The following is a 13,104-nucleotide window of genomic DNA, read 5'->3' on the forward strand; positions in this document are numbered from 1 at the left end:
GGGTGTAACGGCGTGGTGCGCCGCAATACGTTAAAATGATCCTCCCGGGTTCAGTAGACAAGTCCAATCGCACAATGAATGCCCCTGCACAGATCCAAGCATTACTGGCGGAAACGCCGCACGGTCCGGAGGCCTCGCGCCTGCGCGAAATCCCTTATAACTACACGTCGTTTTCCGATCGCGAGATCGTCATCCGGCTGCTGGGCGAGGAATCGTGGAGTCTGCTGGATGCACTGCGCGGCGCCCGCCAGACCGGCCGCTCGGCGCGCATGTTGTACGAAGTCCTTGGCGACATCTGGGCCGTGCGACGCAATCCGTACCTGCAGGACGACATGCTGGACAACCCCAAGCGTCGCCAGGAACTGATCGACGCCTTGCACCACCGCCTGGCCGAAGTCGATAAACGCCGGCTGACGGTGGAAGACGACGGCGCAGAGAACGATGCGCACGCGCGCCAGCGCAGCGACAACGTCGTCAAGCTGCTGCGCGCAGCCAGCAAGGCCGTGGCCGACTTCGGCGAAGAATTCAAGCAAGTCTACGACCTGCGCAAGCGCACCACCAAGGTGCTGGGCCGCTACACCGAAAAGCACAACGTCTGCTTCGACGGCATGAAGCGCATCTCGCACGTGACCGACGCCACCGACTGGCGCGTCGAGTACCCGTTCGTGGTGTTGACTCCTGATTCCGAAGAAGAAATGGCCGGCCTGGTCAAGGGCTGTATCGAACTGGGACTGACCATCATCCCGCGCGGCGGCGGCACCGGCTACACGGGCGGCGCGATTCCGCTGACGCCGATGTCGGCTGTCATCAACACCGAAAAACTGCTCAACATGGGCGCGGTGGAAATGAAGGTGCTGCCGGGCCTGGACCAGGAATATGCGACGATTTACACCGGCGCCGGCGTGATCACCAACAAGGTGTCCGAGGCGGCCGAAAAGGCCGGCTTCGTGTTCGCGGTCGATCCGACCTCGGCGCACGCGTCGTGCATCGGCGGCAATATCGCCATGAACGCGGGCGGCAAGAAAGCCGTGTTGTGGGGCACCGCGCTCGACAACCTGGCCTCGTGGCGCATGGTCGATCCGAACGGCGACTGGCTGGAAGTCACGCGCCTCGATCACAACCTGTCGAAAATCCACGATACGCCGCTGGCCCGTTTCAAGCTCGAATGGAGCCATCCGAACCGCCTGGGCGAAGTCAAGGGCGAGCCGTTCAAGACCGAGATCCTGGAAATCGAAGGCCGTAAATTCCGCAAGGAAGGCCTGGGCAAGGACGTCACCGACAAGTTCCTGTCCGGCCTGCCCGGCATCCAGAAAGAGGGTACCGATGGCCTGATCACGTCCGGCCGCTGGATCTTGCACAAGATGCCGAAGTTTGCGCGCACGGTCTGCCTGGAGTTCTTCGGCCAGGCCCGCGACGCGATTCCGTCGATCGTCGAAATCAAGGATTACATCGACAGTCTGCCGGCCACCGGCGAGCAATTCAAAACCCTGCGCCTGGCCGGCCTCGAGCACCTGGACGAGCGTTACCTGCGCGCGGTCGGCTACGCCACCAAGTCCAAGCGCGGCGTGCTGCCGAAGATGGCGCTGTTTGGCGACATCGTCGGCGACGACGAGAACGCGGTCGCGATTGCCGCCTCCGAAGTCGTGCGCCTGGCCAATACCCGCGTCGGCGAAGGCTTTGTTGCCGTCAGCCCCGAAGCACGCAAGAAATTCTGGCTCGACCGCGCCCGCACGGCCGCGATTGCCAAGCACACCAACGCCTTCAAGATCAACGAGGACGTGGTCATTCCCCTGAACCGCATGGGCGAGTACACCGACGGCATCGAGCGCATCAACATCGAACTGTCGATCAAGAACAAGCTGCAACTGGTCGATGAACTGCAAACCTTCTTCGCCGCTGGCAACCTGCCGATCGGCAAGAGCGACGACGCCGAAGACGCGGTCGGCGACGCCGAAATGCTGGGCGACCGCCAGCAGCAAGCCGAAGCCCTGCTCACCCAAGTGCACGCGCGCTGGACCTATTTGCTGGCCCACCTCGATTTGCCGCTGGTGGGCGTCACGAACCAACTGGCCGAACATGGCATGGAGCGCCTGCTGCCGGTGTTCGAAGAACGCCTGAAAACCCAGCCCGACGCCACCCTGTTCGACATCGTCCAGGACCGCACCATCCGCGTGACCTGGAAGCAGGAACTGCGCGCCCAGCTGCGCCAGATCTTCAATGGCGCCGCCTACAAACTGATCCTCGACGAAGCGAGCGCGATCCACAAGCGCGTGCTGCGCGGCCGGGTGTTCGTGGCGCTGCACATGCACGCTGGCGACGGCAACGTCCACACCAATTTGCCGGTCAACTCCGACCACTATGAAATGCTGCAACTGGCGCACCAGGCCGTGGCACGCATCATGGTGCTGGCCCGTTCGCTCAACGGCGTGATCTCGGGCGAGCACGGCATTGGCATCACCAAGCTCGAGTTCCTGACTGAAGAAGAAATCGGCCCGTTCCGCGACTACAAGATGCGCGTCGATCCGGAAGGGCGCTTCAACAAGGGCAAGCTGCTGAACCTGCCCGGCATGGAAGCGGACCTGTCCAACGCGTACACGCCATCGTTCGGCCTGATGGGTCACGAATCGCTGATCATGCAGCAAAGCGATATCGGCGCGATTGCCAACAGCGTCAAGGACTGCCTGCGCTGCGGCAAGTGCAAACCGGTGTGCTCGACCCACGTGCCGCGCGCCAACTTGCTGTACTCGCCGCGCGACAAGATCCTGGCGACGTCGTCGCTGATCGAGGCGTTCCTGTACGAAGAGCAAACCCGGCGCGGCATCTCGATCAAGCACTGGGAAGAGTTCGAGGACGTGGCCGACCATTGCACCGTGTGCCACAAGTGCGTGACGCCGTGCCCGGTCAATATCGACTTCGGCGACGTCTCGATGAATATGCGCAACTTGCTGCGCAAGATGGAGAAGAAGAGCTTCAAGCCGGCCCTGGCCGCCACCATGTTCTTCCTCAACGCCAGCGATCCGACCACCATCAACGCCACCCGCCAGGTGATGTCCAACTGGGGCTTCAAGGCCCAGCGCCTCGGTCACGATTTGCTGAAGAAATTTGCCAAGAAGCAGACCAAGGCGCCACCACCGACCGTCGGCAAGCCCAAGGTGCGCGAGCAGGTGATCCACTTCATCAACAAGAAAATGCCGGGCAACCTGCCGAAGAAATCGGCGCGGGCGCTGCTCGATATCGAGGACGATAAAGTCATCCCGATCATCCGCAACCCCAAGACCACCAATGCCGATACGGAAGCGGTGTTCTACTTCCCCGGCTGCGGTTCGGAGCGCCTGTTCTCGCAGGTAGGGCTGGCCACGCAGGCGATGTTGTGGGAAGTGGGCGTGCAGACCGTGTTGCCGCCGGGCTACCTGTGCTGCGGCTATCCGCAACGCGGCAACGGCGAGTTCGACAAGGCCGAGAAGATGATGACCGACAACCGCGTGCTGTTCCACCGCATGGCCAACACGCTCAATTATCTCGACATCAAGACCGTGCTGGTCTCGTGCGGCACCTGCTATGACCAGCTGGCTACCTACGAGTTCGACAAGATCTTCCCCGGCTGCCGCATCATGGACATCCATGAATACCTGCTGGAGAAAAAGGTCAAGCTCGAAGGCGTCAACGGCACCCGCTATATGTACCACGAGCCGTGCCATAATCCGATGAAGCTGCAGGAGTCGGGCAAGACCATCAACGCGCTGATTTCCACGGTCGACAACGTCAAGATCGAGAAGAACGACCGCTGCTGCGGCGACTCGGGCACCTTGCAGGTCTCGCGTCCCGACATTTCCACGCAGGTGCGTTTCCGCAAGGAAGAGGAAATGATCAAGGGCGCCGAGAAACTGCGCGCCGACGGCTTTGACGGCGAAGTCAAGATTCTGACCTCGTGCCCGTCCTGCCTGGGCGGCGTGTCGCGCTACGGCGAAGACGCCGGCACCACGGCCGACTACATCGTGGTCGAGATCGCCAAGCACCTGCTGGGTGAGAGCTGGATGCCCGACTACGTCAAGCGCGCCAACGACGGCGGCATCGAACGGGTGCTCGTGTAATGGCCTGTGACCTGTGCACGCTGTTGCAGGCGCCCGGCGCGGCCCTGGTCTGGGCCGACCACCAGCTGTCGGTGGTGGCCGTCGATGAGACCGAATACCCGGGTTTTACCCGCGTGGTGTGGAACGCCCACGTCAAGGAAATGACCGACCTGGCGCCGCAAGAGCGTACTTGCGTGATGGAGGCAGTGTGGGCGGTGGAAGCGGCGCAGCGCGCGGTGATGGCGCCGGAAAAGATCAACCTGGCCAGTTTTGGTAATATGACGCCGCACGTGCACTGGCACGTGATCCCCCGTTACCTGGACGACGCGCACTTCCCGAACCCCACCTGGGCGCCGGCAGTGCGCACGTCCACGCCGGAAGTGCTGGCCGCACGGCGCGCCTTGTTGCCGGCCCTGCACGCGGCCATTGTAAAAAATCTGAAAGCATCATCATGACCAAGAATCCCACCGAACTGACCGTCCACAACCTGTCGAAGGTGCTCGACATCGCTTTCGACGACGGCGCCAAGTTCTCGATCCCGTTCGAGCTGTTGCGCGTGTATTCGCCATCGGCCGAAGTGATGGGCCACGGCCCCGGCCAGGAAGTGCTGCAAACCGGCAAGCGCGAAGTGGGCATCGCTGGCGTGGAGCCAGTGGGCAACTACGCGGTGCAGCCGACCTTCTCGGACGGCCACAACACCGGCATCTTCACCTGGGACTACCTGTACAAGCTCGGTAACGAGAAAGACGCGCTGTGGGCGACCTATATGGACCGCCTGCATGCGTCCGGCTTCGAAGGCGACAGCGGCCGCGAAGGCGGTATCTCGCTGACCGGTCCGGGGACGGGCAACACCATCGCCAAGCAGAGTGGTGGTGGGTGTGGCAGCGGTAGCTGCGGTTGCAAAAGCTAGTACGTAATATCGTGCCGGTATAGATAGGCGAAAATCGCCTGCATGCGTGGGGGTAATTCGCGCAGCGCGGCAATATTAAGCGTCGGTGCGCGCGCGGGCCGGTGATCGCAGCGCATGCGGCCGATCATTTCCTCGTGGGTAGGAATCGCGTAGCCTTCGGCGCGCCGCCGCTCGACCAATGCATCGGCCTCTGCCTTGTCACGCAGCATGGCGGCTTGCAAGGCGTCGATTTCTGCCCTGGTATGGGTGTCGAGGTCGGGGAAAGTAAAGTCTGGTGGCATCTCAATATTGTAGATCTTCATACCTGTTCTCCATCAGCGCGAACGGTGTGACCAGCTCCGGCAGTTCGAGGTCTTTCAACATCATCAGCTTGCGGAGCACCGCGCAGTTGCGCGCATTGGCAATGTCGACACAGTTCCACGACAGCAGGACATCGAGATCCTGGAACGCCGCGCTGGCGATATGCTGCGCCGGGATTCTGGCCTTGGCGTTTAGACCCCCACCCAATATCAAAAGTTCAGCGAAGGTCTGCACCTCGGGATCGGGGCGAAAATAGATCAGCTTTTCTGCAATCGCCATGCGTGCGCTGATCAATTTGGGATCGCCGGCCCTGATCTCAGCGAGCACTGCGTCGGAGATATAGGTCATGGAGGGTTCGCAACGGGTGGCCCACCACTGCCGGGTGAGTTTCTGGCATCCGCGAACAACCGGATCGCGACTCAGCGGAGTGGTCAGGTAGCGGATCACTGACGTGTCGATGTAGACGGTCTGGAGCATGGAGTCGCCCTCGCGCTGGCTGCCGCGCAGTTGGCGGACCGGACCAGCGTAGCATCGAACTCATCAAGGAGTTTCGGCTACATCAATCGCGCCGCACGCCAGACCTCGGTTGCCAGGCCCATACGCGGCTGGCGATATCGACCTGCTTGGGAATCAGTTTCTGCTCGTAAAATAGATTTGCCACGCGCTGCTGATTGGCCACGATCGCAGGCGTAACCGGCGTGGCGCCAAAGCGCGAGCGCGCCAGCCAGGTGGCGACGATGTCGGCCGGCAGTCCGGTCAGCTGCGCCAGGCTGGCGGCAGTTTGTTGCGGATGCGAATTAGCCCATTGGCCCGATGCCGACACCTGTTCCAGCAAGGTGCCCACCAGCTGCGGCGACTGCTGCACAAAGCGGCGCGAGGCGAGATAAAAGCCGTTGGCCAGCGGCAGGCCGGTGTAGTCGGCCAGCACCCGCACCTGGTAAGCCTTTTGTGCGGACGCGAAATACGGGTCCCACACCACCCACGCATCGATGCTGCCCGAGACAAACGCCGCCCGCGCATCGGACGGCGACAGGTACACCGGCACGATATCGGCAATCTTCAAGCCCGCCTGGTTCAAGGCGGAAGCGAGCAGGAAGTGCGAACCGGACCCCTTCTGGAACGCCACCCGCTTGCCCTTGAGTGCAGCGACGGTGCGCAATGGCGAATCCTTCGGCACGAAGATCGCCTCGCTGTGGACCGGCGCCGGCTCGGCGCCGACGTACAGCAGTTCGACGCCACCGGCCTGGGCAAACACGGGCGGCGGCGCGCCGGTGCTGCCAAAGTCGATGCTGCCGGCGTTGAGCGCCTCGAGCATCTGCGGCCCGGCCGGGAATTCGATCCATTTGACCTGGTGGCCCGTGAGCGCTTTTTCCATCGAGCCCTGGGCCTTGATCATGCTGAGCAGGCCGCTGCCTTTCTGGAAGCCGATTCTTATTTCAGCGCTGTGGGCGGCCAGGGGCAGGGCGGCTGCCGCGAATAGTGCAACGATCCATTTCTTCATCTTGTTTTTCATGCGCTCGCGCGCGCTATCAATTCACAGGCCAGCACGCATAGTCCAAAAAAGACATAACGATGATTTTTTTAATTCTTTGACTTCAAAACTGCACGCCTCGACACTAAAAAAGGTATCGGTGTCATCGCAGTGTAGCAAACGGCAGCTGCCTGGCTAAGTTGGTTTTGCACCGATCCAAAACGAATTTATGCATATGGCGCAAGGCGCGCTTCTCAATCAAGGGCAGAGCAATGAAGAGCAAGACGAAAAAAATCGGCGTACTGGCGACGGGCGCTCTGCTGGTCGGCAGTGCATGGGCAAACCCTGCGGAAGACGCGGCGCCGATTGCGGACCGCAGCGATACCGCCTCGATTCCGTCGGTGACGGTGAGCGCCACGCGCCGCAGCGCCTCGCTGCAATCGGTGCCGGTGGCAGTGTCCGTGATCGATGGCGAGCAGCTGGCGCAGGCCAACCGTAACAGCATCGACACCATCATCCAGGAAGTGCCGAGCGCCACCTTCCGCCAGCAGGGCGGCAACAAGGACTCCACCATTTTCGTACGCGGTATCGGTACCATCTCGACGTCGCCCGGCGTGGAACCGACTGTCTCCACCGTGGTCGATGGCGTGGTGTTTGCGCGCCCCGGCCAGGCCACGCTCGACCTGCTCGATATCGACCGCATCGAAATCCTGCGCGGGCCGCAAGGCACCTTGTTCGGCAAGAACGCGTCGTCGGGCGTATTGAACGTCATCGGCCGCAAGCCGGGCGAGCAGGCCAGCGGCTATGTCGATGCGTCCTGGTACGAGGGCAACGAGAAGCGCGTACGCGCCGGCGTCTCGGGCGCGATCGCGCCGGGCGTGGTGCGCGGCTCGCTCACCGCGCTGTATGCCGACTATGACGGCAACGTCGATAACATCCATGCCGGCGGCAAGCTCAGTGGCAACCTCAACGGGTATGACCGCAAGGGCGCCCGCGCCCGCGTCGATATCACGCCGAACAAGGAGGTCGACATCACGCTGATCGCCGACTACCTGCGCTCGAATGCCTCGCCCAGCCTGACCGCCTACAAATCGACCAGCGCACCATTTTCGGCGGCGCTCGCGCCGGTGGTGGCCAGCGCCGAAAACCGCCAGGTGGTCACCGACATCCCGAGCGACATCCGCGACACCAACAAGGGCCTGTCGGCACAGGTGGACTGGCGCCTGGGCGGCCACACGCTCACGTCGATCACGGCAGTGCGCGACTGGGACAACGCCCAGTACACGAGCACCTCGGCCATCGGCAATGCCGCAGAAACCGGGCGCATCACGGCAGCGTACCCGGCCACGCGCGATATCGGCACCGTGGACTTTCGCCAGGTGTCGCAGGAAGTGCGGCTGGCGTCACCCAAGGACAGGTTTGTCGATTACGTGGTGGGCGCGTACTACCTGCACGGCAAGGACCGCGAGACGTACCAGCGCCTGGTCACCACCAACGTGTTCAATGCTGGCCGCGCCGACTACGGCGTGAAAAACGACAGCTATTCGCTGTTCGGCGAAAGCACGATCAATTTTGCTGCCGACTGGCGCGCGATTGCCGGCGCCCGCTGGACGAAAGATGAACTGTTCTACGACCACGTACGCACCTCGACCTCCACCGCCGCCTTCCCCGGCGTGCAACCGGCCGTGCAAAACAGCGGCTCGACCAGCGAGGACGGCTACTCGGGCCGCCTGGGCCTGCAATACGACGTGTCATCCAGTGTCAACAGCTACGCCACCTACTCGCGCGGCTACAAGGGCCCGGCCTACAACGTTTTCTTCAACATGCTGGCGCGCGACACGCTGGCGCTGAAACCGGAGACATCCGACTCGTTCGAGCTGGGACTGAAAACCAGCGCCTTCGACCGCCGCCTGACCGCCAACCTGGCCGTGTTCCACACCAGCTACGACAACTACCAGGCCAATTTTTACGACACCGTGGGCGGCACCGTGATCACGCGCCTGATCAACGCCGGCAAGGTGTCCACCCGTGGCGTGGAGCTCGACGTCAGCGCCCGGCCCACGCGCCAATTCACGCTCTCCGGCGCGCTGGCCTACACCGATGCGAAGATCGACAACTTCAACTGCCCGCCGGCGGCTACCGCCTCGTGCAACCTCAATGGCCAGCCGCTGCCGTTCTCGCCGAAGTGGAAGGCGTTCACCCGCGCCAATTACGCGCTCACGCTGCAAAACGGCCTGATCGCCGACTTCTCGGCCGATTACGCGTATCAGTCGAAAACCCAGTTCGACCTGTTCCAGTCGCCGGACGCGATCCAGGGCGCTTACGGTATCGTCAACGCCAGCATTGCGCTGTCGTCGCCGGTGGGCGGTTGGCGTATCGCGCTGGTGGGCAAGAACCTGGCCAACAAGTCGTACGCGACCAACCTGGTCACGTCCACCGGTTACGTCACCCGCACGGTGCCGCGCGACGACGAACGCTATGTTGGCCTGACCGCCCGCAAGGAGTTCTGAGCATGAGCCGACAACTGAGCATCGCCGCCTTCATGATGCGCCACGGCCACCACGTGGCCGCGTGGCGCCACCCGCAGACCGACCTGGCAACCAATCCGTTCAAGGTATTCCGCCAGCAGGTGCGCAGTGCGGAAGCGGCTTGCCTCGACGCCGTATTCTTTGCCGACAGCCTGGCGCTGACCGGCAACATCCCGTCGCTCGAACCATTGACCCTGCTTTCCGCACTGGCCGCATCGACCGAGAAGATAGGCCTGATCGGCACCGCCACCACGACCTACAACGAGCCGTACACGGTGGCGCGCCAGTTTGCGTCGCTCGACCAGTTGTCGGACGGCCGGGCAGGTTGGAACCTGGTCACGTCCGACAATGCAGCCGAAGCGGCCAACTTCGGCCGCGACCAGCACGTGGGCCACGCCGAGCGCTATGCGCGCGCCCGCGAATTTCATCAGGTTGTCACAGGACTGTGGGATAGTTGGCAGGATGGCGCGCTGGTCAACGACAAGGCGGGCGGCGTGCTGGCCGATCCCGCCCGCATCCGCAAGCTCGATCATCGCGGCGCACACTTCGCGGTGGCCGGCCCCCTGAATGTGACGCGCAGCCCGCAAGGCCGGCCGGTGGTGGTGCAGGCCGGTGGTTCGGAAGCGGGCCGGGACCTGGCGGCAGCGACCGCCGAAGTGGTGTTCACGGCCCAGCCCACGCTGGCCGGCGCGCAGGATTTTTACCGCGACATCAAGCGCCGCGTGGCGGACAAGGGCCGCCATCCGGAATCGCTCAAGATCATGCCCGGACTGTTTGCGGTGGTGGGCGCATCGCAAGCGGAGGCGGACGACAAGTTCGGCATGCTGCAAAGCCTGATCGAGCCGAAGGCAGGGCTGGCGCTGCTGGGGCGCATGATCGGTAATTTCGACCTGTCCGGCTATCCGCTCGACGGCCCGCTGCCCGAGCTGCCGCAAACCGAGGACGGCCAGCGCAGCCGCCAGCAGTTGCTGACCAACCTGGCGCAGGGCGAAAACCTGTCGATTCGCCAGCTGTACGCGCGCATCGCCGGCGGGCGCGGCCACTTTACCGTGATCGGCACCGCGCAGACGGTGGCCGACCAGATGCAGGCCTGGTTCGAGGGCGGGGCGGCCGACGGTTTCAACTTCATGGCGCCGGCGCTGCCGGGCGGCCTTGACGATTTTCTGGCGCTGGTAGTGCCCGAGTTGCAGCGGCGCGGCTTGTTCCGCACCGCGTACACGGGCACCACCTTGCGCGAACACTTGGGATTACAGGAGTAGCGATGAATGCAGTGAGCAGGTTAGTGGCGGTAGCGCTGGTATTGATGATGAGCGCGGCCAGCGCCCAGGAATACTTCGGCGACGCGCGGCCGGATGCACCGGAACTGGCCGCTCGCGGACCGGCCAAGGTTGGCGTGCGTACGCTGGTGGCCGAGCACCGCGACCAGCTCGACGTGCTGCGTGTGACCGAACAGGCGCCGAACCCGCGCACCACGCGCAAGCTCACGCTCGAAGTCTGGTACCCGGCCGCGCTGGCCAACGGCCAGATCGAACATACCGTTTATACCGATGTCCTGGGCTCCGGCCCCAACGATCCCAAGCGGCCGAACACGCCGTTCCAGTTCAACGGCCGCGCGGTGCGCGATGCTGCGCCAGCCGCTGCTGCACCTAACGTCCGCTACCCGCTGGTCATCGTCTCCCACGGTTACCCTGGCTCGCGACTGCAAATGAGCTACCTGACCGAGAACCTGGCCTCCAAGGGCTACGTGGTGGTCGCCATCGACCATCCCGAATCCACGCGTGCCGACAAGGCCGGCTTTGCCAGCACCCTGCTCAACCGCCGTCTTGACGACCTGTTCGTGCTCGATACCGTGGCAGCGTGGGCGAAGCCGGGCAGCGGCAACTTCCTGGCCGGACTGGTCGATGTGGACCGTAGCGCGCTGGTCGGTTACTCGATGGGCGGGTACGGGGCGCTCAACACGGTGGGCGCAGGCGTGAGCGCGGCCGCCGTGGCCTTTGTCCCCGGCGGCAAGCTGGCTGTCAACCAGCAGGGCAACGCCGAGTATGCCCAGCAACGTGACGGCCGTATCAAGGCGGTAGTGGCGTTCGCACCATGGGGCGGCGCGCACAAGATATGGGATGCCGACGGCCTGGCCGGCGTGCGCACGCCGGTGCTGTTCATCAGCGGCGACCAGGATGACGTGGCCGGTTACAAGGACGGGGTACAGCGCCTGTTCGAAGGTGCAGTGAACGCCGACCGCTACCTGCTGACGTACGTGGGCGGGCGCCATAACAGTGCGCCGAACCCGCCGTCGCCGGCCATGTGGAGCAACGCCGACGACTTCCAGTCGTACTCCGAGCCGGTGTGGGACAGCCGCCGCATCAACAACATCAACCAGCACTTCGTCACAGCCTTCCTCGGCATCCAGCTCAAGCAGCAGCCGCTGCAAGCGTACCTGGAGCTGCCGCCACTGGCCGCCGACGGCACCATCAAGCCCGACCCCGGCCTGTGGAAAGGCTTCCCCAAGCGCGCCGCGCTGGGGCTGGAGTGGCGGCATTTGTCGGCGCGGTGACTATTCTTTCAACTTGCTGTTCTGGCACCCGGAGCTATTGCATTCACGTACCCGGTCCTGCAAAAACTGCGAGCGCTTGATGGTGGTGTCGGTGGCGCACTGGAGGTTGACGAAGAAGCCCCGGGCCTCGCGGCGCGAGCAGTTGTCGTTGCGGTCCTGGATCCACGCCAGTTGGCCGCTTTTCAACGCCTTCTTGCCCTCGGCATCGAGCTTGGGGCTTAATGCCTGGTAGTTGGTATTGAGTTCCCTGTCCGCTTCCTGGTAGACCTTGTTGAGGCAATACAGGCCGTCGAAATCGCTTTTCGGCTTGTCGCAGGCGGAGTTGGCAAACGCGGCGCCCGATGCGCACAGCAGGAGGGCGGCAATCACTGTTTTCATGTCGATGTATCCGGGAGCATCCGGTCAGGTGGGGATTGCCAAGTTTGCCACGTTTACCCTGCGCTCACAAGTTTCCCTACCTTGTATAATGCAGCCAAACTAACAGGCCTGCCACCATGACCAATACCACTCATTTCGGTTACAAAACCGTCGCGGAAGACGACAAAGTCCGCGAAGTCGCCAAGGTTTTCCATTCTGTCGCCGCCAAGTACGACATCATGAACGACGTCATGTCCGGTGGCCTGCACCGCATCTGGAAAATTTTCACCATCGCCAACGCTGGCGTGCGTCCGGGCTTCAAGTGCCTCGACATCGCCGGTGGCACGGGCGACCTGGCCAAGGCGTTTGCCAAGCAGGCCGGCCCGACTGGCGAAGTCTGGCTCACCGACATCAACGAATCGATGTTGCGGGTGGGGCGCGATCGCCTCTTGAATCGCGGCCTGATGACACCCACCTTGCTGTGCGATGCCGAGAAGCTGCCGTTCCCCGACAATTATTTCGACCGCGTGAGCGTGGCCTTCGGCCTGCGCAACATGACCCACAAGGACCAGGCGCTGGCGGAAATGCGCCGCGTGCTCAAGCCGGGCGGCAAGTTGCTGGTGCTGGAATTCTCGAAAGTGATCGAGCCGCTGCAAAAGCCGTACGATCTGTATTCGTTCAAGGTGCTGCCGTGGATGGGCCAGAAGATCGCTGGCGATGCCGAAAGCTATCGCTACCTGGCCGAATCGATCCGCATGCATCCCGACCAGGAAACGCTGAAAACCATGATGGAGACGGCCGGACTGGAAAGCGTCAAGTATTACAACCTGACGGCAGGTGTGGCGGCATTGCACACCGGCATTAAGCTGTAACTAAGCCTGTCCGGCCCCATTGCGGGTAAGCTGACGGCTCGAAGG

The 13,104-nt window shown here is 63.1% G+C and carries 11 protein-coding genes; 7 read left to right on the top strand and 4 right to left on the bottom strand.

The window, feature by feature from the left end; translation table 11 throughout:
- The first annotated feature begins 74 nt into the window (after nt 1–74).
- The 3 genes from J2X54_RS03670 to J2X54_RS03680 are packed head-to-tail and all read left to right on the top strand — an operon-like array spanning nt 75 to nt 4,980.
- Nucleotides 75–4,091 (top strand): FAD/FMN-binding oxidoreductase, encoded by a 4,017-nt coding sequence (locus J2X54_RS03670; RefSeq protein ID WP_310177969.1) that lies wholly within the window; start codon nt 75–77, stop codon nt 4,089–4,091.
- Nucleotides 4,091–4,525: an HIT family protein gene (locus J2X54_RS03675; RefSeq protein WP_310177971.1), complete on the top strand. Its 435-nt coding sequence runs from the start codon at nt 4,091–4,093 to the stop codon at nt 4,523–4,525. Before J2X54_RS03670 ends, J2X54_RS03675 begins: the two co-directional genes overlap by 1 nt.
- A complete protein-coding gene (locus tag J2X54_RS03680) occupies nt 4,522–4,980 on the top strand; it encodes a DUF971 domain-containing protein (RefSeq protein WP_310177974.1) in 459 nt (152 codons plus the stop codon). Before J2X54_RS03675 ends, J2X54_RS03680 begins: the two co-directional genes overlap by 4 nt.
- Here J2X54_RS03680 and J2X54_RS03685 read toward each other — a convergent pair.
- The 3 genes from J2X54_RS03685 to J2X54_RS03695 all read right to left on the bottom strand — a co-directional run bounded on the left by J2X54_RS03685 (nt 4,977) and on the right by J2X54_RS03695 (nt 6,793).
- Nucleotides 4,977–5,282, bottom strand: coding sequence for a hypothetical protein (locus J2X54_RS03685; protein ID WP_310177976.1), 306 nt, complete (start codon nt 5,280–5,282; stop codon nt 4,977–4,979). The two genes, J2X54_RS03680 and J2X54_RS03685, sit on opposite strands and share 4 nt — an antisense overlap.
- Nucleotides 5,263–5,757 carry a hypothetical protein gene (locus tag J2X54_RS03690; RefSeq protein ID WP_310177978.1) on the bottom strand — a complete coding sequence of 165 codons (495 nt, stop codon included), beginning with the start codon at nt 5,755–5,757 and terminating at the stop codon, nt 5,263–5,265. The genes J2X54_RS03685 and J2X54_RS03690 overlap by 20 nt, the downstream gene beginning before the upstream one ends.
- A gap of 82 nt (nt 5,758–5,839) precedes the next feature.
- Nucleotides 5,840–6,793 (bottom strand): sulfonate ABC transporter substrate-binding protein, encoded by a 954-nt coding sequence (locus J2X54_RS03695; protein ID WP_310177980.1) that lies wholly within the window; start codon nt 6,791–6,793, stop codon nt 5,840–5,842.
- 230 nt (nt 6,794–7,023) lie between these two features.
- Here J2X54_RS03695 and J2X54_RS03700 point away from each other — a divergent pair, with 230 nt between their 5' ends.
- The 3 genes from J2X54_RS03700 to J2X54_RS03710 are packed head-to-tail and all read left to right on the top strand — an operon-like array spanning nt 7,024 to nt 11,830.
- Entirely contained in the window at nt 7,024–9,261 is a 2,238-nt protein-coding gene (locus J2X54_RS03700; protein ID WP_310177983.1) for a TonB-dependent receptor, read from the top strand.
- A gap of 2 nt (nt 9,262–9,263) precedes the next feature.
- A complete protein-coding gene (locus J2X54_RS03705; RefSeq protein ID WP_310177985.1) occupies nt 9,264–10,538 on the top strand; it encodes an LLM class flavin-dependent oxidoreductase in 1,275 nt (424 codons plus the stop codon).
- 2 nt (nt 10,539–10,540) lie between these two features.
- The gene (locus J2X54_RS03710; protein ID WP_310177988.1) at nt 10,541–11,830 is read left to right on the top strand and encodes an alpha/beta fold hydrolase; all 1,290 of its coding nucleotides are present in this window, start codon (nt 10,541–10,543) and stop codon (nt 11,828–11,830) included.
- On the opposite strand, the gene J2X54_RS03715 is transcribed toward J2X54_RS03710, so the two are convergent.
- A complete protein-coding gene (locus tag J2X54_RS03715; RefSeq protein WP_070249733.1) occupies nt 11,831–12,208 on the bottom strand; it encodes a lysozyme inhibitor LprI family protein in 378 nt (125 codons plus the stop codon).
- A gap of 116 nt (nt 12,209–12,324) precedes the next feature.
- Here J2X54_RS03715 and ubiE point away from each other — a divergent pair, with 116 nt between their 5' ends.
- Nucleotides 12,325–13,059: a bifunctional demethylmenaquinone methyltransferase/2-methoxy-6-polyprenyl-1,4-benzoquinol methylase UbiE gene (gene ubiE, locus J2X54_RS03720; RefSeq protein ID WP_070249732.1), complete on the top strand. Its 735-nt coding sequence runs from the start codon at nt 12,325–12,327 to the stop codon at nt 13,057–13,059.
- The last annotated feature ends 45 nt before the right edge of the window (nt 13,060–13,104 follow it).

It is taken from the genome of Duganella sp. 3397 (assembly GCF_031456625.1).
Classification (GTDB): Bacteria; Pseudomonadota; Gammaproteobacteria; order Burkholderiales; family Burkholderiaceae_D; genus Rugamonas; species Rugamonas phyllosphaerae.